Source organism: Nitrosomonas ureae (assembly GCF_900206265.1).
GTDB lineage: Bacteria > Pseudomonadota > Gammaproteobacteria > Burkholderiales > Nitrosomonadaceae > Nitrosomonas > Nitrosomonas ureae_C.
This window is the reverse complement of record NZ_LT907782.1, coordinates 876,777-897,483: the sequence shown is the minus strand read 5'-3', so window position 1 is coordinate 897,483 and position 20,707 is coordinate 876,777. Positions and strand designations below refer to the sequence as shown.

The window sequence follows — 20,707 nt, the reverse complement described above, 5'->3', positions numbered from 1 at the left end:
TAGTGCCAAGACAAAATGTGTGCTAGGGTGCATGAGGTGTTAGGAGTGCAGGTGTTTTTTACTGTCGGTGGCAAGCTGAAGACGGTAAAATGACATGTAGTCTCCGCATATTCGTATATTGAAAAATGTTTTCAGGTCAATTGCCCGGTCAGGAATCTTAGGGCATTTTTTAATTATGAAACTTAGGGCAACTGGAGTTAAAGTTAATTGAATTTCACCTGCAACAAACCGGTAACAGCAGTCATCGTCAATTATAATAGCGGTCCGCTTTTGGCAAGTTGTGTTCATGCAGTATTGCAGCAAGTTCGGCAAGTTGTTGTGGTTGATAATGCTTCTTCTGATACGAGCTTAACAGAATTGGAAAATAAGCTTTCATCAGAAAAACTGCACATTGTTCGTCTGCATGATAATGTAGGATTCGCTGCAGGTTGCAATGCCGGTCTTAAATTGTCCACTCAGTCACTTATTCTTTTCCTAAATCCTGATTGTATCTTGCAGGAAAATTCAATGCAGCGCATGGTTCAGGTAATAGAATCAGATACTCATATTGGTATGGTCGGTGGTTTTCTGGTTAATCCTGATGGGTCCGAACAAGGCGGGGGGCGGAGAGCCATACCGACTCCCTGGCGTGCTTTTGTGCGTGCTTTCGGATTGTATCGCCTGGAGAAATTCTGGCCCTATTTGTTTCTTGATTTTCACCTTAATAACAAACCATTACCTCATGGACCCATTGAAGTCGAAGCAATTTCCGGTGCATTGATGCTGGTAAAGCGTGAAGCCATCGATGATGTAGGTCTGTGGGATGAAAATTATTTTTTACACTGCGAAGATTTAGATCTTTGTATGCGATTCAAACAAAAGAAATGGAAAATTGTTTTCATACCGGATGCTCCGGTGGTTCATTATCAAGGAGCCTGCAGCCGCTCCCGGCCTTTCTTTGTCACATGGCACAAGCATAAAGGAATGTTACGCTTTTATCGGAAATTTTTTCAGCAACAATATCCTAAGATGCTGATGAGATTAGTTTCGCTGGCAGTATGGTCTCGCTTTGGAGTTGTCGTGATGTTTCTTTCTGCACAATACTGTTACAGATTAATAAAAATAAAAATAAAAATATGAATGAACAGCGTGTCGGATTGCTGGGTGCAACCAGCTTGGTTGGCCAATGTTTACTACGCCAATTAGTGCATAACGATTATCGGATTACCGCCTTTTCACGTCGTTTATTCACAGAAAATCATCCACACATCATTTGGCGGCAGTTCGAGAGGAATGGTTGTTTTAGCGATCCCACAGAAAACAAAACTATTCCTTTTTGGGTGTGCGTTGCTCCCATCTGGATATTACCAGAACATTTTGATCTCTTATTAACCTATGATGCTCGTCGGATTGTTGTATTATCCTCCACCAGTCGTTTCACTAAAAACTCATCTACAGATTTCAAAGAGCGAGAAATTGCAATGCGGCTGATCAAAAGTGAAGAGAGGGTGCAAGCATGGATGACTGCGCATAAAATAGAATGGATATTTCTGCGGCCAACAATGATTTATGGGTATGGGAGAGATAAAAATATTACTGAAATGATGCATTTTATTCGTCGGTTTCGATTCTTTCCGCTATTAGGATCAGCTCAGGGTTTGCGGCAGCCGATTCATGCAGAAGATGTCGCGACTGCATGTTTTAAGGCACTTACCACTTTAAGTTTAGCAAATCGTTCTTACAATTTGGGAGGAGGGGAGACTTTAACGTACCGTGCAATGGTTAATCGGATTTTTGCGGTATTGCATCAACCGCAGCGCATATTGACGATACCGCTGTGGTTTTTTCAGAGTGTTACATGGGTGATTCGATGGTTACCCCGTTATCGTGATTGGACGTCAGCGATGGCCGAACGAATGAATCAGAATCTAAATTTTGATTGCTCAGATTTACAACGGGATCTGAATTTTTTTCCTAGAGTATTTGAGTTGACTGAAAAAGATTTGCCTGGTCAAAAATGATCATCAACAATTATAATTAATTCAACAAATTGCATATTTGTAATCGGGTAACATTAAATCATGGCGCTATAATAGATGAAATTCAAATTTCGAGCTCCTCAAAATGAGGTTGCACAAGTACTGGTAAGTTTTAAGAAAGCTTTCAGAAACATTGGGGTTTTCAGTGCAGTCATTAACATGCTCATGCTTATGCCGGCCATTTATATGTTGCAGCTTTATGACAGTGTCCTTACCAGTCGCAACGAAACAACTTTGCTGATGCTAACGTTGATTATGCTAGGTGCTTATATTTTTATGGGAGCATTAGAATATATACGCAGTTTTGTATTAATCCGGGTCGGTGCGCAGCTCGATATGAAGTTGAATAAACGTGTCTATACTGCCGCTTTTGAAGAAAGCTTGAAGCAGGGTGATAGCAATGCTGGGCAAGCTTTGAAAGATTTAACGAATTTACGGCAATTTCTAACGGGCAATGCCTTATTCGCTTTTTTTGATGCGCCGTGGTTTCCGATTTATTTGTTCGTGATATTCATGTTCCATCCCGGCTTGGGTATTTTTGCATTATGCGGCACGGCTATATTAATTGCGCTTGCTTACATTAATGAAAAAATATCACACAAGCCTTTGGCCGAGGCCAATTCAATGGCTGTAGCGTCTACCAATGTGGCATCAAATAATTTACGTAATGCTGAAGTAATCGAAGCTATGGGTATGTTGCCCAATATACAATCCCGTTGGTATAAATTACACAGTCGTTTTCTTAATTTGCAGGCTGAAGCCAGTGAAAAGGCAGGTGTTATGACTGCACTATCTAAATCTTTCACGGTTGCATTGCAGTCGCTGATGTTGGGGTTAGGCGCACTATTGGTTTTAGAGAATAGCATTACTCCCGGAATGATGATTGCAGGTTCGATACTATTAGGTCGAGCCATTGCACCGGTTCAGTTATTAATCAGCGTGTGGAAGCAAATAGGAAGTACACGCAGTGCTTATGAGCGACTTACTCAATTACTTGAACATAATCCGGCGCGTGAAGCGGGGATGGCATTGCCGAAACCAGCAGGTATCATTAACGTCGAAAGTGTTACTGCAGCTCCACCTGGTGGTAAAATTCCTGTTATTAAAGGGCTTTCATTCTCGTTGAATGCCGGCGAGGTTCTCGGAATTATTGGCCCCAGTGGATCCGGGAAATCCACATTGGCCCGATTATTGGTCGGCGTATGGCCGGCTGCTTCGGGAAAAGTAAGATTGGATGGTGCGGATGTTTATCTTTGGAATAAAGATGAGTTGGGTCCGTACATCGGGTATTTACCTCAAGATGTTGAGCTATTTGCAGGCACCGTCTCAGAAAATATTGCGCGTTTTGGCGAGATTCACGCAGAGAAGGTTATTCTCGCGTCTAAACGAGCCGGTGTTCATGAGATGATTCTAAATATGCCTGAAGGTTACGATACAGTGTTGGGCGGTGGTGGCGCGGGACTTTCCGGCGGACAAAAGCAACGCATTGGCTTAGCGCGTGCAATGTACGATGATCCCTCATTGATCGTTCTGGATGAGCCAAATTCAAATCTGGATGATGTAGGTGAGCAAGCGCTCCTGGCTGCCCTCATTGATTTGCGTAAACGTGGGAAAACTATTGTCTTGATTACACACCGAACCAGTATTCTTGGTGCGACCAGCAAGCTATTATTATTGCAAGATGGTATGGTAAAAATGTTTGGCCCTACCAAAGAAGTGATCGAGACTTTGACAAAACAACAGCAAACTCAACAGGCATTACTGGCACAAAAGAAAGCTGAAAATCAGACTGCCAGCCAAGGCTCTCAAACTGCGGATGCAAATGATACGAAAACCAATTAAACGAAAGGTGTCACTCCGTTCAATCATATATTGAGAATACTTCGATCAACGAATAGGAATAATGATGAAGCTTGTTGCTGAAGAAAAAGAATCAATTGTTGAAAGTGTTCCAATGGTTGATCTATCCACTCAAGTCAAAACAGATGAAACAACTTATACCAAACTTGGCTGGTGGATTGTTTTGGCAGGATTCTGTGGATTTGTTCTGTGGTCATCTATCGCTCCTTTGGATAAAGGGGTGCCTGTCATGGGTACAGTTACTGTGGCGAGTCACCTTCAGGCAGTGCAGCATCAAACTGGCGGTATTATCGATGATATTCTGGTTAAAGAAGGCGATCATGTAAAGCTGGGGCAGATACTGGTACGCATGAATGATGTTCAAATCAAAGCTCAAGCTGAAATAACTCGTAGTCAGCTCTATGCAGCGCGTGCAATCGAAGCAAGGTTATTGGCCGAACGTGATGGCGCTAATGAAATCACCTTTCCAAAAGAATTGCTTGGATCCGGGAATGATCCGCGTGTTACAAATAATATCAGCATTCAGAATCAGTTATTTTCAGCTCGTAAGCTTGCTTTACAGCATGAGATCGCTGCAATTGGTGAAAGCACTGCCGGCCTGAAATTACAGCTGCGGGGATTAGAGGCATCTATGGCGAGTAAAAAACAGCAGCTCAAATTTCTTGAAGAACAACTCTTTAGTTTACGTGATCTTGCAATGGATGGTTTCGTTCCCCACAATCGTGTTCTGGAGCTTGAGCGAACTTATACGCAACTTACAGGAGACATTTCTTCCGGCATTGGAGATATTGGACGCACGCAACGCCAGATTACAGAGCTCGAACAACGTCGCATTCACCGCTTGCAGGAATATCAAAAAGAAGTTAGGCAAGCACTGTCCGATGTGCAGCGCGAAGCTGAAGCTTTAAGTAATCGCCTGATTGGGCAGGATTTTGAATTGGCAAACGTAGAAGTTAAAGCTCCCGTCGATGGTATTGTAGTCGGTATGAACGTATTTACAAAAGGGGGTGTAATCAGTCCAGGATTCAAATTGATGGATATCGTTCCAAGCGATGATATGCTGATCATTACAGGTCAGGTGCCTGTGCATTTAATTGACAAAATTCATGTTGACCTTCCAGTCGATTTGATTTTCTCTGCTCTCAATCAAAAGAAAACACCCAATATTCCCGGTATCGTTACTCAGGTATCCGCAGATCGACTTATAGATGAGCACAGCGGATTTCCATTTTATAGTATTAAAGCTAAGGTAACGCCGGAAGGTATGAAACAATTGACCGATGAACAAATACGAGCGGGCATGCCGGTAGAAATATTCATCAAAACAGGTGAGCGTTCACTTATGAATTATTTATTTAAACCCATTCTTGATCGTGTGCATTCATCTCTAAGTGAAGAGTAGTTGCGATGATTACTTTTTATTCTAAGAGCGTAATAATTGTTTTTTTACTTTTCTTTAATGTAATTAATTTCGCCCATGCTATGAGCCTTTTGGATGCTTATGAGGCAGCATTGCAGCACGATCCCATCTATCGTTCTGCGCTGCACGAAAATGAAGCGGGACAGCAGGCAGAAATCATAGGACGTGCCAGTCTTTTGCCTAGCTTGACTGTGACGCATGCCCAAAATAAGAATTCAGGTACGTTGGATACCGGTACGGGTACTCAACCGCTGAATTTTGATGGGCAAGTGAGTACGTTAACCTTACGTCAACCCTTATTCAATCTTGAAGCAATAGCTGGCTATCAGCAAGGGAAAGCCAGGGCTGATTCCAGCCGTGCAAAATTTCTTGGGCATGGTCAGCAGCTTCTCGTTCGAGTTGTAGAGGCTTATGTCGAAACTTTACTCGCACAAGACCGTGTAAGAATTGCTGAAACAGAGCTTGCAGCCCTTGAAGAACTGAAACGTGTCAATGAACGCATGTTGCAAAAAGGAGAAGGGACGACTACCGATGTTTTGGAAACACAATCCAAGCACGCGTTAGCACAAGCGAAAATAATTGAAGCAAAAGATGAGCTGGAAATTGCACAACTTAAGTTGGAAGCCCTGATAGGGCAGAAAATAACACAACTGGTCCGTCTAGATGATACTTTCAGTTCTCATACAATACAGCTTCCGGATGGCTATGATACTTGGCAATCTTTGGCATTGGAGCAGAATGCTGAGTTGGTCACGCAACGCCATAATGTGGTTTCCGGGAAAGAAGAAATTAAGAAAAATCATGCGGGGCATTTACCTCGCGTTGATTTGGTTGCCAGCTTACAAAAGAATAAAAGAGGTTCTTTTGTTACACAGGGTTTGGATGCAGAGTTCGGAACGATTGGAATTGAAGTTAATATGCCGATATATTCAGGGGGACGCGTAAATGCGCTAACTACACAAGCAGTTGCAAACCATGCGCGTGCTGAAGCTGAATTAGATGCGGCGACTGATAAGGTTTTGGTAGAATTACGTAAGCAATATAATCTGTTAATCAGTAGCGTCAAAAGGATTGAATCCTTGGAACTGGCAGTAAAATCAGCAGAGTTGCTTGTGGAAGCCACGCAGAAAAGCATTCGTGGCGGTATCCGTATTAATTTAAATCTTTTGGACGCTCAGCAGCAATTACATACCTCGCGGCGTGATCTTGCTCAGGCAAGATATAATTATTTGCTGGCTTATCTTCGATTGCAACTTGCTGCCGGTACATTGGCATTTGATGATTTGAGGAAAGTCGCTAGTTACTTTACATCATACCGGAATTAGTTTTTCTCGCTCACTCCGATATGAATCAGTAAAAGCCTGCAAGATTCAGTAAATATAACTCATAACCGATCAATACTGTATAACCAGAAAGAATCAAATACTTGATATGCCACACGCGTACCTTTTCAGTCAACCGTACATTATGGTGAATAATCAGCAGCATCAGTGCCATTGAGGTCAATGCCAACTTAAAACTGATAAATTTTTGTGTGCTATCTTCAATCAGTTGCGCCATAACCCAATTCAGTTCCTCTCCACCTCTGGCTAGAATATTGAGTGTAAAAAAAGCATCTAATACACCTAACAACAAAATAGCAACCGTACAAAGCATCAAATGCCCTGCATAGCGATCTACATATTCCGGTTTTCCTTTCTCAGGAGTTCTACGTTCGCCCAATCTTCTGCCGGTTTTAATCCCCAGGTGATAGATGCAAAAGAAGGGCATAGCCTGACGACGGTTCTGGTTTCTCATGTCTGGAATTGAAATTACTTTGGTCATGAAATGCTCCTTCCGTTTTTGATGTAAATGATGGAGAAGTTTATCTTTGTCTGCATAAGATAGCAGCTAATTTTATTTTTTTCTATAAGTCTCAGTACAAATATAATACCTAAAATCTTATGATGGGTTTCAAGGCTGGGACCGGGTATGGTAGATTTCCAGCATCCCACTGAATGCATTTCTGTGACAATTCTCGATATAACAATTGCCGTAGATACGGCAGAGGAAAACATTAAATGAGCGTATTTCTTGGGACGATCAAGGGTGTCATTTTAACTGCTCATGCAATAGCTTCAGGATACGGCTGGATGTAGCTGAATTTACCGCTGACCCGTCATCATTTAAGAAGGTCACTTTGCATGCATTGGCTCCGGTATTATGAACCTGAATACGGAACTTTGCCGCTTTGGCGGTATCCTTGTCATCGCTGCGCCAGAACATTATATTTGATAAAATGCCTTTATCGTCTCCTTTCTTCTTGCTATCGATATCGGGATTAACATAACGTACAAAATAAATGCCTTCTTCACGATTTCGATCTTCAACGGTAAAGCCGATTCGATCAAGAGCTAAACCAACACGTCGCCAGGATCGGTCGAACGCCTCATTAATAACAAGAGTCGTTCCTTCTTGGTCGATATAAGCGCGTTCGACGGAAGTATTATTTTTGCTGGTGGCTAATTCCAGTTTGGCCTTTTGCTCCTCAACGCCGAAGCGCATCATTAAACGAGAGAGCATTTCAGCTTCCAGATCAGGATCTGCTGGGCGTGGTTGCCAAATGGTGCGATTCAGAGGACCGCCCTCCATGACTTCGATCATGCCGCGATGACTGATATACACTTCCGTATTTCCTGTTTCGCTTCGCTCCAGACGGGTACGAAATTTATCACGCTCAGCAGTGGAATAAATGCTATCGAGAACTGTAGAGAGTAAAGAACGCACAATATCTTGTGGAATCTTGGCTCGATTTTCAGCCCAATCCGTTTCCATAATTCCAGCCTCCGGAACTTCTGTTTTGATCAGAAAACCCAGTTCTTGCCAAAATTCTTTAATTACCGGCCATACAGTTTCAGGTTTTTGAGGAATAACTAACCAGCGCTGCGTTCCTGAACGTTCAATATGCACATTCTGGAAGGAAGAGGGTAATAAAGACGATGAGCCGCTATTTTGTTGTCCTCCCCGCTCATTGCTATAACTGGAAAACGTTGTACTTCCTGGTGCGCTCAGTTCGGGAATGGAGTAGCGTTCATCAATATCAGGCTGAACTAAGTCAGGAGGTACATCTAGGGCGGGTACCTTGCCGGCTGACTTATAATCGATATTCTTGGTTTCAGGAAACATAGTGCAACCTGTGTTTGCCATCAAAAACATTAGCATCAGGCACGGCAAGATTATTTTTCGCCACTTCATGGTTGATGTTTTACCTCTTTAGGTCGTGGATATCCGCTAGTTGCATTGCTTCGCGTATAAGTTCATGGTAGTGAGCGGATAATGGTGTTAGTGGCAGACGGATTCCGGAATTTATTAAACCCATTTGTGTAACGGCCCATTTCACAGGAATAGGATTGGCTTCGATAAATAAATCTGTATGTAGGCGCAGAAGTTTATTGTTTAACGATCTTGCGGTATTTATTTCACCCGAAAGCGCAGCCATGCACATTTCATGCATCATTCTAGGGGCCACATTTGCAGTAACTGAAATAACACCGTGACCTCCTAACAATAACAATGCCAATGCGCTAATATCATCTCCACTATAGATGAAAAATTCGGAAGGTGCACGCAGCAAAAGATCGCAGCCTCGCCCAATATCACCTGTTGCATCTTTAATGCCGACAATATTAGGAACCTGTGCTAAGCGAAGCGCGGTATCGTTGTGAATATCAGCAACGGTTCTTCCAGGGACATTATATAGAATATGCGGAATATCAACAGCTTCAGCAATTGTTTTAAAGTGCTGGTATAACCCTTCTTGGGTGGGTTTGTTATAATAAGGAGCGACTGATAGACATGCGTCCACACCTGAATTCTTGGCAAAAATGGATAGATCAATAGCTTCGCGCGTCGAATTTGCGCCGGTTCCTGCAATGACCGGTATGCGTCCTGCGACATGATCGACCGCCGTGCGCATTAACAGATGATGCTCATCAAAATCCACTGTTGGAGATTCACCCGTGGTGCCAACTACCACAACGCCATCAGTACCCTGATTGATATGAAAATCTAAAAGAGAGCGAAAGCGATCCAAATCTAATCCGCCCTCTTCATCCATGGGAGTGACGATAGCAACCAAGCTACCTTTGAACATGACGATTTACCCAGTAAAAAGTCTTATTTTACCTCAAACTAATGTTGATTATTGAGTTTCGCTATGGACTTCGGCATATTTTGTCTTTGCCGTATGCATGATGAATAGGATTCGTTGACATACATACGGAAAGATTATTTTTACTTTCTGCTGAAACTGATCATGCCATCGTGGTAGTCGACCTGGATGATATCTTTTGCAACAAATTTCCCTTCCAAAATTTCTTTGGCCAAAGGATTTTCAATTTGTGTTTGAATGGCTCGTTTTAAAGGGCGTGCACCAAATACCGGGTCGAATCCTGCTTGAGAAAGGGCGGTGAGTGCTGCTTCACTTACTATCAACTGTATTTCCAGTTTGGCGAGTCTCGCTTCAAGGGAATGCAATTGTATCCGGGCAATCGAGTGGATGTGCTTCTCACCCAATGCATGGAACACAACAACTTCATCGATGCGATTAATAAACTCGGGACGAAAGTATGTTTTCACTTCATTCATGACGGCCTGTTTGATCGCCTGATACTCATTTCCTGACATTTCCTGAATCATCTGGGATCCCAAATTGGATGTCATGACGATCACTGTATTTTTGAAATCGACAGTGCGTCCCTGACCATCCGTCATTCGTCCGTCGTCCAGAACTTGCAGCAAAACATTAAATACATCCGGGTGCGCTTTCTCAACCTCATCCAGCAAAATAACCGCATAAGGTTTTCTGCGCACGAGCTCGGTTAAGTAACCGCCTTCTTCATAGCCGACATAGCCCGGTGGAGCGCCAATCAATCGTGCGACAGAATGTTTTTCCATGAATTCAGACATGTCGACACGAATGAGATGGTCCTCGGAATCGAATAGAAAACCAGCCAGCGCTTTGCATAGTTCCGTTTTTCCTACCCCGGTAGGTCCCAGAAACAAGAACGATCCATAAGGACGATTGGGATCCGCCAAGCCGGCACGGGAACGTCTAATCGCATCCGAAACCAGCCGTACGGCTTCATCCTGACCCACCACTCGATCATGAAGTTTTTGTTCCATCAGAAGCAATTTTTCCCGTTCACCTTGCATCATTTTCGACACAGGAATCCCGGTGGCGCGCGATACCACTTCTGCAATTTCTTCAGCACCTACCTGAGTCCGTAACAATCTAGGTGTAGGTGCAGAAGTTGATTCATTTCCTGCAGTCTGCTGCAATTGTGCTTCCAACTGCGGTAAGCGGCCATATTGCAATTCTGAAACTTTTTGCCAATCTCCTTTACGAGTGGCTGCTTCTATTTCCAGCTTAAGTTTCTCCATTGCTTCCTTGATTTGCTGAGAGCCGTGTACCTGAAATTTCTCAGCTTTCCAGATCTCGGCTAAATCGTCATATTCTCGTTCTTTGTGTTTGATTTCCTCTTCCAATAATTGAAGACGTTTTTGTGATGCTTCATCTTTTTCCTTTTTAATTGCTTCACGCTCAATTTTTAGCTGTATCAAGCGCCGATCCAGCTTATCCAATATCTCGGGCTTAGAATCTATTTCCATACGAATTCTTGCCGCTGCTTCGTCTATCAGATCAATGGCTTTGTCAGGCAGGAAACGATCGGTAATATACCGATTGGATAATTCCGCGGCAGCAACAATGGCGGGATCAGTAATATCTACTCCATGATGTACTTCGTATTTTTCCTGTAAGCCACGTAATATTGCAATGGTAGCTTCCACACTGGGTTCTTCTACAAGGACCTTTTGAAAACGCCGCTCTAGCGCAGCATCTTTTTCAATATATTTACGATACTCATCGAGTGTTGTTGCGCCAACACAATGTAATTCTCCGCGTGCTAAGGCTGGCTTCAACATATTGCCCGCATCCATGGCGCCTTCTGCTTTGCCGGCACCTACCATGGTATGCAGTTCATCGATGAATACAATGGTTTTACCTTCGTCTTGTGCCAGTTCTTTCAGCACTGATTTGAGGCGTTCTTCAAATTCACCGCGGTATTTTGCACCGGCCAGTAACGCTGCCATATCCAAAACAAGAACACGTTTGTCTTTCAAACTTTCAGGTACTTCTCCATTGATGATGCGTTGTGCCAGGCCTTCAACAATCGCGGTTTTACCCACTCCGGGCTCACCAATCAGAACGGGATTATTTTTGGTGCGCCGCTGCAACACCTGAATTGCCCGACGGATTTCATCATCACGCCCTATCACCGGATCCAGTTTGCCTTGGCGCGCACGTTCAGTAAGATCCAGGGTGTATTTTTTCAATGCTTCACGGTTGCCTTCAGCTTCAGCGCTACCCACCTGCTCGCCCCCCCGGACTGCATTAATCGCTTTCTCCAAAGCTGCGGTGTTGGCGCCATATTGTTTTAACAATGCGCCTACTTCGCCTTTTTCCTGCAAGACTGCCAAAAGAAACATCTCAGAGGCAATAAACTGATCGCTGCGTTTTTGCGCTTCTTTATCAGCTACGTTGAGCAGATTATTCAGGCTACGGGAAATCGTCACCTCACCACCTGAATTCTCAACCTTCGGCAAGCGGTAAATAGTTTGCTTGATGTTCTCCAGCAAGGGAGTGGTATTAACGCCAGAGCGTTGCAATAGCGACAGCGTACTGCCATCATCCTGTTGCAATAATGCCAGTAACAAATGCTGGGGTTCTATAGTTGGGTTGTCCTGGCCGACAGCGATGCTTTGTGCATCAGCAAATGCTTGTTGGAATTTGGTGGTCAGTTTGTCAAAACGCATGAAATTCTCCTATCATAGGTTATTAAATGCCTACGTGGGGGAAAGGTGGGGATTTTCAAGAGTAGATTATTTTGCGGAGCCGATAGCGCGAATCTTGTTCGATTGAGTTACCGAGTTCATTAGCATCAGCTCAATTTCAGAAACAGTAACCGGTTTGCTGAAATAATAACCTTGATAGTGATTGCACTTTTGTGTTACCAGAAAATCTAATTGCTCTTCTATTTCAATGCCTTCCGCAATGACTTCCATTTCCAGGCTGTGCGCCATTGCAATTATTGCGGCTACAATGGTGCGGTCATTTTTGTCGGTTACGAGGTCACGCACGAAGGAACGATCTATTTTAAGTGTGTGAATGGGGAATTGCTTTAGATAACTGAGGCTCGAGTATCCTGTTCCAAAATCATCAATCGAGATGTGTAAGCCCATTGCATCAAGGCGATTAAGCGTTTCCACCACTTTTTCGATATTATCGATCAACATGCTTTCGGTTATTTCCAAAGCGATATGTTTGGCTTTAACGCCGGTTTCGCTCAATATACGCGAGATATTCTTGATTAAATCCTTGTCGCGAAATTGCCGTGCAGACAAGTTAATGGCGACTCTGGGCACATAGAAACCTTGGTCTTGCCAAGCTTTTATTTGCAAACAGACTGTCCTTATAACCCATTCACCGATGGGAATGATCAACCCTGTTTCTTCTGCCAAGTTAATGAACTTATCGGGAGTAATCAGTTTTTGCTCAGGGTGCCGCCAGCGTAATAGTGCTTCCACGCCATATAAATTATGGCTGGGCACATCCATGACAGGCTGATAATATAAAAGCAATTCATTTCGTTCCAATGCATAACGTAAATCAAGACCGAGGATATGTCTTTCGTAGGCGGATTTATTCAGTTCATCGGTGAAAAATTGATAATTATTGCGCCCATTCTTCTTGGCATGGTACATGGCAACATCGCTGTTTTTAAGCAGTGTTTCCGCATTAACACCATCATCAGGAAACACTGCGATACCAATGCTGCCGTCAATATGTAGCTCATTGTTATGAATATGGAAAGGTAGTGCGAATGAATCCAGAATTTTTTGAGCCACTTTTGCGGCATCAAGTGATTCGGCGATAGAATTGAGCACTACAATGAATTCATCGCCTCCCTGACGGGCGACCGTATCTTCGTTGCGAACGCAAGATTTTAGTCTATCTGCCACGGCTTTTAATAGCAAATCACCTATTTCATGACCAAGTGAATCATTGATAGTTTTAAAATGATCCAGATCAATAAACAGTACGGCCATTTGTCGTTGTAGGCGCGTATCATGAACCAATATTTGTTCGATACGATCCCGCAGTAAGTATCGATTGGGTAGGCCGGTTAATGCATCGTGCGTTGCCATTTCAATAATGCGTTTCTCCGCTTCTTTCCCTTCATACCATCGACCCAGGTCGTGTGCAATGGTGTCAACAAGATTTTGCTGATAGGTTAATGTGGATGGGAAGTTACGAATATAAGCCACTTGTAGCAAACCGCATTGTTGTCCATTACAAATAATGGCTGAGCTTATGCAATTGGATAAGTTATCCTGGTACTTGGGAGTGAAGTATTGTTTATCTTCAAGCTTAATCATGGCGACGGCCATTTCTTGAAATTCAAAAACGGGCAGTAAAGATTTTAAAATGTTTTTGCACGTATCCTCGGTGCTCTGATCCAGCGCCAGATAGCTTCTGATTTTCTGTAAGCAGAGATTCTCTTTTAAGCGCTCATTCAGATAAGATTCCTTTTGGTTAATTAATTTCTGGATCAGGGGTAATGTAAGCCAGCTTATAATTGCAATGCCACAGAAAAGGATCAGGACCAAATAAGAAATAATTGTTTTGATCTGATCGGTTGAATAATTATTTAACTCATCCTTGTTTATTTTAAGAACCGCTCCAAGACCATAAGCCACGGGAGAATGAGCAGCAACAACTTCAATCTGCCGATAATCCTTGGTAAATTTAACTCCGGTTTGGCCTTCTAATGCAAAATGTACCGGCAGCGGTTGATTGTTCAGGATGCGTTGCATACGCTTAAGCTGATTATCGTCAAAGTTACGCAGAAAGCAGTCCATTTCAAGGTTATTGCCCTTGACAGGTGCGCAAAGAAGGAAATCGCTGGTATTGCCGATGAGAGTCGCCTCTGTAAAAATCCTTGTGAGATTGGGCATGCGTTCTTCTGTGATGACACGGCCAATTGGTTTGCCGTATTCATTCACAAGCTGAATTGAATTTCGAACGATGAAGTCATTATTCCAAAATAAGATCGTGTTGATACTCGATCCAGTATTCAACTCAACAGTAAGTTTTCTGTGCTTGGAGAGGTTACCTGCACTTAAAATCAATTGATCATCAATATCATAAATCTCAATACCCGAGAAAAAAGTAGACAGTATTTTTTCTATTGACTGCGCAATCCCTTCAATACCTTCCTGTTGCGAGTGTTCAAAATAAAACTTTTCCAGGCTTTGCGTGAGAAAGATGCGAGTTGATATTGCCCGGGTATTCGTTACGGAATGCATGATCTGTTTTTGGATATGCTTGACCGTGTTTTCTAATGCAACTTCGAGACCTGAAGTAGCGATTGCTTCGATCTGTCTCTGCATTACGCTATATACCGAAAGACTTGTGAACAGGATCAACATAACCAGAGTCAGGCTGCTGATTAATATTATCTTTCTGTTATATTGATTGATCACGGAACGAAGCATTATTTGTCTTTGGCTACATGCAATTATGAAATTTCTAGTTCATGCATTATCGACAATAGAATACTTTGTTGAAATATATATCTAAGAGGTTTTTCTCCCTTAATTCTTAGGATGATGCAACATCATGGATTTTCTTATTTGTGGCTGGAATTCGAGAAAATGATGAAAATAGTTTGTCAATACGAAGTGATCCTTGGATTGATTAATCCAAATTTATTTTTCTGGGTACCTCAGGGTAGGGGTAAAGAATGTTTAAAGCCACGCTTTTCCCGGCGGTCTCAACAATACGTACATGCTCGCGTTTAAACTGACGGGCGTGATGTAGTCCGCATGAATGAGCGATCATGTTAATTTCTTTATTAACATTTCTGGCATAGTTCGCAACCCGTAGATATTTTTCTTCCACCACCAATCCATTCTGTAAACGCTCATCATGCGTCGTGACACCAGTAGGGCAAGTATTGAGATGGCAACGCATTGCCTGAATGCAGCCCAATGAAAACATGAAACCACGTGCTGTATTGACAAAATCTGCACCAGCACAAAGTGCCCACGCACCCTCCGCAGAAGTTACCAATTTCCCCGCAGCCACAACATAAATTCGATTTTTCAAGCCGGATTGCAATAACGCATCCACTACGCGTGGCAAGGCTTCCGAGATTGGCAAGCTGACGTGATCCATCAGTGTTTGAGGCGCTGCGCCGCTTCCACCTTCGCCACCGTCGATAGTAAGAAAATCCGGTGCGTATTCCAATCCGCGCCGGTTGATGTGGTCGCATACTTCATTAATGAAATTCCATCCGCCAATGGCTGTTTTAATACCAACGGGCCGTCCCGTCAGCTCGCGGATAAAATGGATCTTGTCGAGCAGTTCATCAATATTGTTAATATCTTTATGGCGATTCGGACTGATCGAGTTCTGATTTTCCGGAATGCCACGGATTGCGGCAATCTCGCTATGTACTTTATTAGCCGGTAGCAATCCGCCTTTACCAGGTTTGGCGCCCTGTGATAGCTTGATTTCAAAAGCTTTGACCACTTTACTCAATTCTTTTGCACGTTGCGGTGAGAAATTGCCATGTTCATCCCGAATGCCATACTTGGCGGTGCCGATTTGCATGATCAAATCACAACCACCCTCGAGATGATAGGGCGACAATCCACCTTCCCCCGTATTTAACCAGCAATCAGCTTGTGCGGCACCCAGAGATAATGCACGTACTGCAGGTTTGGAGATGGCACCGTAGCTCATTCCGCTGATATTGATAATTGATTTGGCTTCGAACGGGTGCTCGCAATATCCTTTACCGATCTGTAGCGAAGGGGTTGGTAATTGATCTTCTTCCTGAATAGGGAAGGCGGCATTGACAAAAATAACCGAGCCCGGTTGACGCAAATCATGGGTGGAACCGAAACCAACGAGGCTGCCCTTATTTTTGGCGTTTTTGTAAATCCAGCCGCGCGTTGCGCGATTAAATGGCATTTCATCCCGATCATTGGTAAAAAAATATTGCCGGAAGTATTTACCTTGCCGTTCGAAAATATACCGCAATCGACCGATAACAGGATAATTGCGTAGCACGGAATGCTTTTTCTGTGTGATATCCTGAATAAACCAGGTAACGACAATGCCGATGAAGGTGACACCCAACATCGCAGCAATACTGTAGCTAAATAGATCGATTACACTGGACATACAACCCCCTTATCCTGTATCGCAATGAGCCTGAAAATCTGCCGAACTTAAAAATTGATCGATTGTATCAATGAAAACAGCAGCTCATTACAATTGTTCACTATCTGATAGATAGATTGTAAGATTTATCCTGAGAGGGTGTATTCCAACCATTGTCTGCAAGTTACTTTGCTGCAGAGTATGCAAATTTTTTATTCCACATCAATAAGTGGATTGACGTCGGAGCGAATTATCGATTCATTTAAGGTGGGCATGCATAACTCAATAAACCGGTAAGCATAACCCCGCAGAAAATGATTACGACGAACTGAAATAAAGGTTGTATTCTTTTCGAATAGGTATTCGCTATCCAGTTTAATGAGCGTTGTATCCCGTTCGGGTGAAAAAGCGACGGAAGCAATGATTCCGATACCTAATCCCAACTTTACATAGGTTTTGATTACATCGGCATCCAGTGCAGACATGGCAATATCCGGAATCAGCCCCATTTTGGCGAAAACTTGATCAATTCTAAACCGGCCCGTCATTCCATGGTGATAGGTAATGATCGGAAACTCTGCAATGGCTTCGAGTGTGAGAGGATAGACAGATTGCAAGGGGTGTCCCACAGGGACGATAATCGCATGTTGCCAGGTATAATAGGGAAAAGACACCAGGTCAACCGCGCCTTCCAATGCTTCAGTCGCAATACCGATATCGGCCTCGCCATTGATCAGCATGGATAAAATTTCATCCGGTCTGGATTCATGCAGGATCAGCTGAACTTTTGGAAATATCTTTTTAAACTCCGCCACCACAGGAGGTAGTGTGTATTGTGCTTGCGTATGCGTTGTCGCTATGGTCAAGTGTCCTTGATCATGATTACTGAACTGCTCGGCTAAGTGTTTGATATTTTTTGTGTCAAATAAAATGCGCTCGACAATTTTGACCAGCTCTTTTCCCGGTTCGGTCAAGCCGATAAATCGTTTACCCTTCCGAATGAATAATTCAATATTCAGCTCGTCCTCCAGGTCTTTGATATGCTTGCTGACGCCGGATTGCGATGTGAATAAGGCATTGGCAACCTCGGTCAAATTATAATTCCGCTTTACGGTTTCGTTGATAATGCGCAATTGTTGAAAATTCATTGCCTTTCCTTAGCTATTTAATCTAATAAAATGACAGTAATCTGCTTATTCGGATCCATTGTCACATTGATTGTCGAGCTTCATCATAAGCATCTCAGATGATCCGTAATCAGCTTGTCGTAATAGTCACCTTGTACCAGGTCAAATTTTGCAGAAGCGACAATATTAGCTTGTTTCTTATTTTTAACTTGTTGTAGAATGGTTTGTCCTCCATGTATATTTTGTAGCCCTGTCAACGGCTTAAGCGTTTCTGACCAACTCATGTCTGAATTCTGGTGCGTTGCTGTATTGGGTGCATTAATGCGCAAAAAATCGGCTGATAATTTTGTGATTATTTCCCGAATCCCGTCAGCACCGTATAACGAGCCGATATTTAGGGCGATCTGATAGCTACGCCGACGATAATTGTTTAACCCCTCCAGCAATTGAGTATGATGTAAAGCATAAAAACTATTGATTGCCATTGAAATGACCACATTCTGTGTCGCCAATCCGCATTTGATTATACTTTCTTCAAAGTAAGCCCCATGACCCTGTTGAACGCCAAGGATATGCCTGGGATCAACATCCAGAAAAAGCACGCCACCATTTTCAGAGTAGTTGAGGTAGTTCAACATGTGAACCGTGCGGCACAGACGATCCAGGTTGATAATAGATTGAAAGTCAGCGGGTTGCGTAATAACTTCGGTGAGCAGGTTCCCGATTTCTATCAGCTGTTCGCTGGGTTGATTGTGAGTATAGGGTGTGACCGATATCTGTGCGATATGACCGACAAGTTTCTCGTTGTCATCTGTCTGCCGAACAGATTCGAAAATGCTACTGATCTGAATGGGCCCGAAAATACCGCTCACAAGACCATTTTCTATCGTAAAGGGTCGAATATTGGAATGGTGCTCGGTTGCAAAGCGATCGTTAAAATAATCCACCAGTGGTTGTAAATGCATTCTTATTTCCCTCTTTTAATCTTTTACGGGTTTAATTCCTCGTTTTCTTGCCGCGATTGCAGTATCTTAGGTTGCTTGCAGCGTATTATTTGCGCTAATTTTCTGACTTGGGAACAAATCAAGACGACGTGGTTTGATAAATACTTCATCGCCTTTTGTCAGCTGTAACTCGCGAAAGCGCTCCTTGCTGAGTTCGACTTGGATCGGGGTTTTGTCCTCATCATTGTTGCGGACCAATTCCAACCGGACAATCGGACCCACCGAGAGAACGTGAATCACTCGTGCCGCCATTGCTGCTTCGCCTTTATGAGCACGTTCCACTTCGATTTCGTGTGGACGTACGTAAGCAATTGCGGCAAGCTCGTTAGCATCCGCGTGCTCTGGCGCATCGACTTCAATATCGCCAATCCAGGCACGCCCATGATGCAGCCGACTATGGAATAGATTCACATTTCCAAGAAATTCATAGACAAATGGACTGGAGGGTTGTTCGTACACTTCATCCGGGGTGCCGATTTGTTCAATTTTGCCTTCATTCATGACAACCACCCGATCAGCAACTTCAAGCGCTTCTTCCTGATCATGTGTGACGAATACGCTGGTAATGTGCATATCGTCATGCAAACGTCTGAGCCACGAGCGCAGCTCCTTGCGTACTTTGGCATCCAGGGCGCCAAAAGGCTCATCCAGCAATAATACTTTGGGTTCTACAGCAAGTGCGCGTGCCAATGCAATACGCTGGCGCTGACCGCCCGAGAGTTGGTGCGGGTAGCGATCCGCCAACCAATCCAGCTGCACCAGGTGTAATAATTTCATCACACGATCACGGATTTCTTCTTGGGCAGGGCGGAATTTCTTTGGGCGTACATTTAGACCAAAAGCCACATTCTCAAAAATAGTCATGTTGCGAAATAGCGCATAGTGCTGAAATACAAACCCGACCTGACGTTCGCGTACGTGCTGGTCGGTTGCATCTTCGCCATGAAATAGCACCTGACCGCTATCGGCCGTTTCAAGCCCTGCAATTACACGCAGTAATGTAGTTTTTCCGGAGCCTGACGGTCCCAGTAGTGCCAGTAATTCGCCGGAGTGTACCTGTAGGCTGACATTATGCAGCGCAGTAAACGTACCGAACTGTTTGGAAAGACTAATAACTTCAATACTCATTCATCACCTCGTTGTGTCTGATGTTGTTTATTACGAAATTCAATGAGCGTTTTCAGCGCCAGTGTGACCAAAGCCAGTAAAGCTAGCAAAGAAGCTACTGCAAATGCAGCGGCAAAGTTGTATTCGTTGTAGAGAATCTCAACATGCAACGGCATGGTATTGGTGCTGCCGCGAATATGTCCTGAAACAACCGATACTGCGCCAAATTCACCCATCGCCCGCGCATTACAAAGAATTGCGCCATACAATAGTCCCCATTTAATATTGGGTAAGGTAATTTTGCAGAAGGTTTGCCAGCCGCTTGCACCCAATACCACGGCAGCTTCTTCTTCTTCGGTTCCTTGTGCCTGCATTAACGGAATCAATTCCCGTGCGATAAACGGTACCGTAACGAAGACCGTCGCCAGTACGATGCCTGGAACAGCAAAAATAATTTTGATGTCATGTTCTGCCAGCCAAGGTCCCAACCAGCCTTGCAGTCCGAATACGAGCACATAAATCAGCCCGGAAACCACCGGAGAGACAGAAAAAGGCAGATCAATCAACGTGATCAGCAGATTTTTGCCGCGGAATTCAAATTTGGCGATAGCCCAAGCAGCAGCGATACCGAACACCAAATTCAGTGGTACTGCTATCGCTGCCACGGTTAGGGTTAGCTTGATAGCGGAAATTGCGTCAGGATCGGTGATTGCCGCCAGATAAACATCTACCCCTTTCTTGAAAGCTTCATAAAAAACCGAAATTAATGGAACGAAAAGGAATAACGTTAAAAATGCCAATGCCAGTACAATCAAGAAACGACGTACCCAGGAGGGTTCTTGCGTAGCACGTTGCTGGAAAGTTTTACCGGATAAAGGAAATGTGATAGTCGTCGTCAT

At 43.6% G+C, this 20,707-nt stretch carries 15 protein-coding genes; 5 read left to right on the top strand and 10 right to left on the bottom strand.

Annotated elements, in window-relative coordinates:
- Nucleotides 1–207 precede the first annotated feature (207 nt).
- The 5 genes from CPG39_RS04035 (at nt 208) to CPG39_RS04015 (ending at nt 6,623) form a co-directional block, all read left to right on the top strand.
- Entirely contained in the window at nt 208–1,119 is a 912-nt protein-coding gene (locus CPG39_RS04035; protein ID WP_096292162.1) for a glycosyltransferase family 2 protein, read from the top strand.
- The gene (locus CPG39_RS04030) at nt 1,116–2,000 is read left to right on the top strand and encodes an NAD-dependent epimerase/dehydratase family protein (protein ID WP_096292161.1); all 885 of its coding nucleotides are present in this window, start codon (nt 1,116–1,118) and stop codon (nt 1,998–2,000) included. The genes CPG39_RS04035 and CPG39_RS04030 overlap by 4 nt, the downstream gene beginning before the upstream one ends.
- Nucleotides 2,001–2,075: 75 nt before the next feature.
- A complete protein-coding gene (locus CPG39_RS04025; protein WP_096292159.1) occupies nt 2,076–3,860 on the top strand; it encodes a type I secretion system permease/ATPase in 1,785 nt (594 codons plus the stop codon).
- A gap of 61 nt (nt 3,861–3,921) precedes the next feature.
- Nucleotides 3,922–5,280 (top strand): HlyD family type I secretion periplasmic adaptor subunit, encoded by a 1,359-nt coding sequence (locus CPG39_RS04020; protein ID WP_231990390.1) that lies wholly within the window; start codon nt 3,922–3,924, stop codon nt 5,278–5,280.
- Between the two features lie 80 nt (nt 5,281–5,360).
- Nucleotides 5,361–6,623 carry a TolC family outer membrane protein gene (locus CPG39_RS04015; protein WP_231990389.1) on the top strand — a complete coding sequence of 421 codons (1,263 nt, stop codon included), beginning with the start codon at nt 5,361–5,363 and terminating at the stop codon, nt 6,621–6,623.
- 25 nt (nt 6,624–6,648) lie between these two features.
- Here the strand turns inward: CPG39_RS04015 and CPG39_RS04010 are convergent, their stop codons facing one another.
- The 10 genes from CPG39_RS04010 to cysW all read right to left on the bottom strand — a co-directional run bounded on the left by CPG39_RS04010 (nt 6,649) and on the right by cysW (nt 20,707).
- The gene (locus CPG39_RS04010; RefSeq protein WP_013647953.1) at nt 6,649–7,122 is read right to left on the bottom strand and encodes a DUF5658 family protein; all 474 of its coding nucleotides are present in this window, start codon (nt 7,120–7,122) and stop codon (nt 6,649–6,651) included.
- A gap of 267 nt (nt 7,123–7,389) precedes the next feature.
- A complete protein-coding gene (gene bamC, locus CPG39_RS04005; RefSeq protein WP_096292154.1) occupies nt 7,390–8,532 on the bottom strand; it encodes an outer membrane protein assembly factor BamC in 1,143 nt (380 codons plus the stop codon).
- 10 nt (nt 8,533–8,542) lie between these two features.
- Complete coding sequence (gene dapA, locus CPG39_RS04000) at nt 8,543–9,430, bottom strand: 4-hydroxy-tetrahydrodipicolinate synthase (RefSeq protein WP_013647951.1); 888 nt, start codon at nt 9,428–9,430, stop codon at nt 8,543–8,545.
- Nucleotides 9,431–9,570: 140 nt separating this feature from the next.
- Nucleotides 9,571–12,153, bottom strand: coding sequence for an ATP-dependent chaperone ClpB (gene clpB / locus CPG39_RS03995; protein WP_096292152.1), 2,583 nt, complete (start codon nt 12,151–12,153; stop codon nt 9,571–9,573).
- A gap of 66 nt (nt 12,154–12,219) precedes the next feature.
- Nucleotides 12,220–14,790: a putative bifunctional diguanylate cyclase/phosphodiesterase gene (locus CPG39_RS03990; RefSeq protein WP_231990388.1), complete on the bottom strand. Its 2,571-nt coding sequence runs from the start codon at nt 14,788–14,790 to the stop codon at nt 12,220–12,222.
- A 307-nt stretch (nt 14,791–15,097) separates the two neighbouring features.
- Complete coding sequence (locus CPG39_RS03985; protein ID WP_096292149.1) at nt 15,098–16,591, bottom strand: FMN-binding glutamate synthase family protein; 1,494 nt, start codon at nt 16,589–16,591, stop codon at nt 15,098–15,100.
- 191 nt (nt 16,592–16,782) lie between these two features.
- Nucleotides 16,783–17,718 (bottom strand): CysB family HTH-type transcriptional regulator, encoded by a 936-nt coding sequence (locus CPG39_RS03980; RefSeq protein WP_096292147.1) that lies wholly within the window; start codon nt 17,716–17,718, stop codon nt 16,783–16,785.
- Nucleotides 17,719–17,801: 83 nt separating this feature from the next.
- A complete protein-coding gene (locus tag CPG39_RS03975) occupies nt 17,802–18,662 on the bottom strand; it encodes a hypothetical protein (protein ID WP_096292145.1) in 861 nt (286 codons plus the stop codon).
- 66 nt (nt 18,663–18,728) lie between these two features.
- Nucleotides 18,729–19,829: a sulfate/molybdate ABC transporter ATP-binding protein gene (locus CPG39_RS03970; RefSeq protein WP_096292143.1), complete on the bottom strand. Its 1,101-nt coding sequence runs from the start codon at nt 19,827–19,829 to the stop codon at nt 18,729–18,731.
- Nucleotides 19,826–20,707, bottom strand: coding sequence for a sulfate ABC transporter permease subunit CysW (gene cysW, locus CPG39_RS03965; protein WP_096292142.1), 882 nt, complete (start codon nt 20,705–20,707; stop codon nt 19,826–19,828). The genes CPG39_RS03970 and cysW overlap by 4 nt, the downstream gene beginning before the upstream one ends.

Excerpts from the sequence above, each read along its gene's own strand:
- CPG39_RS04030 (WP_096292161.1), top strand. The coding sequence starts at position 1,116 with ATGAATGAACAGCGTGTCGGATTGCTGGGTGCAACCAGCTTGGTTGGC.
- CPG39_RS04025 (WP_096292159.1), top strand. The coding sequence starts at position 2,076 with ATGAAATTCAAATTTCGAGCTCCTCAAAATGAGGTTGCACAAGTACTG.
- CPG39_RS04020 (WP_231990390.1), top strand. The coding sequence starts at position 3,922 with ATGATGAAGCTTGTTGCTGAAGAAAAAGAATCAATTGTTGAAAGTGTT.
- CPG39_RS04015 (WP_231990389.1), top strand. The coding sequence starts at position 5,361 with ATGAGCCTTTTGGATGCTTATGAGGCAGCATTGCAGCACGATCCCATC.
- CPG39_RS04010 (WP_013647953.1), bottom strand. The coding sequence starts at position 7,122 with ATGACCAAAGTAATTTCAATTCCAGACATGAGAAACCAGAACCGTCGT.
- bamC (WP_096292154.1), bottom strand. The coding sequence starts at position 8,532 with ATGAAGTGGCGAAAAATAATCTTGCCGTGCCTGATGCTAATGTTTTTG.
- dapA (WP_013647951.1), bottom strand. The coding sequence starts at position 9,430 with ATGTTCAAAGGTAGCTTGGTTGCTATCGTCACTCCCATGGATGAAGAG.
- clpB (WP_096292152.1), bottom strand. The coding sequence starts at position 12,153 with ATGCGTTTTGACAAACTGACCACCAAATTCCAACAAGCATTTGCTGAT.
- CPG39_RS03990 (WP_231990388.1), bottom strand. The coding sequence starts at position 14,790 with ATGCAGAGACAGATCGAAGCAATCGCTACTTCAGGTCTCGAAGTTGCA.
- CPG39_RS03985 (WP_096292149.1), bottom strand. The coding sequence starts at position 16,591 with ATGTCCAGTGTAATCGATCTATTTAGCTACAGTATTGCTGCGATGTTG.
- CPG39_RS03980 (WP_096292147.1), bottom strand. The coding sequence starts at position 17,718 with ATGAATTTTCAACAATTGCGCATTATCAACGAAACCGTAAAGCGGAAT.
- CPG39_RS03975 (WP_096292145.1), bottom strand. The coding sequence starts at position 18,662 with ATGCATTTACAACCACTGGTGGATTATTTTAACGATCGCTTTGCAACC.
- CPG39_RS03970 (WP_096292143.1), bottom strand. The coding sequence starts at position 19,829 with ATGAGTATTGAAGTTATTAGTCTTTCCAAACAGTTCGGTACGTTTACT.
- cysW (WP_096292142.1), bottom strand. The coding sequence starts at position 20,707 with ATGACGACGACTATCACATTTCCTTTATCCGGTAAAACTTTCCAGCAA.